Genomic DNA, 1,659 nt, shown 5'->3' with positions numbered 1-1,659 from the left:
AAAAATACTAAGCTTAGAGGCATAAGAGTTATCCGACGGGATGCTCTTATGCCTCTATTACTTTATAGTGGTAGTGAAGACAGGCCGTGGGCTCTTTGGGTCCTTGAGACCGTTCCAAAAAATGGCCGCTTCACTGGTCTTAGCCAATTTGATCAAAGTATTTGGGCTCTTGAAGCCGGGTTTTGAAAACGAGATTACTAAGACATACGTGAAGACTTCGGAAGGATAGGTATATGATTATGCGAACAATTATTGGAATTGATGTGAGTAAGAACAAAGCTAACATTGCGATTGTGACAGACTTGGTCGTGGTTGAGGAATCAGTTATCTCTCTAGATATGTTGGGTTTTAATGAATTAAAGCACGCCGTGCTTCAATTCGGTGGTAAGCCTGAGATCGTCTTTGAAGCAACTGGCGTTTACTCACGTCGCCTAGAGTATTTTCTCCAACAAGAACATCTGAACTATCATATTTTGAATCCATTAGTCGCTAAGAATCGCATCACCACAGGTTCACGCCTCAGAAAGAATGATAGACGTGACGCCAGGAGATTAGCTATCACCGAGTTCACAGAACACTTAGAACCATACCTATTAGCTTACAAGCAAGACCCAACCTATCGTGAATTGACTGATATGAATCGTTACTATGACCAACTCAATGAAGACAAGAAACGTGCTCGTAATCGAGCTCATCGTGTGTTACAACTCGTTTTCGCTTCATTTGGAGAAGCTAAAGATGGTTTCGATTTTGACACTAAGTTAGCTTGGGAGCTTCTATCCCTTTTTCCTCACGCACAAATCGTCCGCGAAATCGGCGACCTTAACGAGTTGGAAAAACAAATAGTGATGGCAGGCTTTAAGGGAATTGGCCCTAAACGGGTTCATGATTCCTCACGAAAGCTATGGAAACTAGCAGCCAAAAACGGCGACGCAGTTGCCGTTGACTCAGACAATACGCGGCAGATGAGAATTCTAGCCAAACAAATTCTGGCACTAGAAGCTGCGCAAGAACAGCAGGTTACACGTATGACAGACCTAGGAAAGTCTCTACCAGAGTTCAAACTCCTTCAGACTATTCCGGGAATTGGCAGTAGTACCGCCATCCGACTAATAAGTGAGTTAGGAGACATACGTCGTTTCCGTACTCGTCAGCAGTTAAACAGCTACGTAGGGCTCGATACAACTGAAGTAGACTCTGGCGATCATCAATCGGCACGACATATCACAAAGCATGGTAATCCACACGCGCGAAGGATTTTGTACTGGACAGTTATTCTTATGATTAATCCTAAAATGAGTAATAACCATATCCGAGATGCTTACCAAAAAAGACGAGAAGCTTCTTCCTCAAAGAAGAAACTTATCGTCCGTCAGATGGATCGCCTTATCAAAACAATCCTATACCTAATAAAAACGAATCAGCCTTACTCCTATGAGCTAAGCCCTCATTCGAAGTAGCATTCGTTATCACCTATCATACCAGCCTTGAAAAAAGATTAATACCTCCAAGGCTTATTTAGCTGGTTCTAAAGTAAGCAAAATAATTGGGATTGGGTATTGGTTAGGTGACGAGTTCTTTCGTCACCTAACCAATACCCGAAACACTTCACTGTAAATCGTTAATTTAACAACATTCTTATTGACAAGCCGTAGAAAA

1 protein-coding gene is annotated in these 1,659 nt (G+C 42.3%); it reads left to right on the top strand.

Translation table 11 applies throughout. The annotated features are described in order from the left end of the window. Positions 1 to 233 precede the first annotated feature (233 nt). Positions 234 to 1,460: an IS110 family RNA-guided transposase gene (locus tag JUF13_RS14355; protein WP_203640201.1), complete on the top strand. Its 1,227-nt coding sequence runs from the start codon at positions 234 to 236 to the stop codon at positions 1,458 to 1,460. The last annotated feature ends 199 nt before the right edge of the window (positions 1,461 to 1,659 follow it).

It is taken from the genome of Levilactobacillus wangkuiensis (assembly GCF_016861605.1).
Classification (GTDB): Bacteria; Bacillota; Bacilli; order Lactobacillales; family Lactobacillaceae; genus Levilactobacillus; species Levilactobacillus wangkuiensis.
Note: the sequence above shows the minus strand (reverse complement) of the source record. Positions and strands in the feature narration are given on the sequence as shown.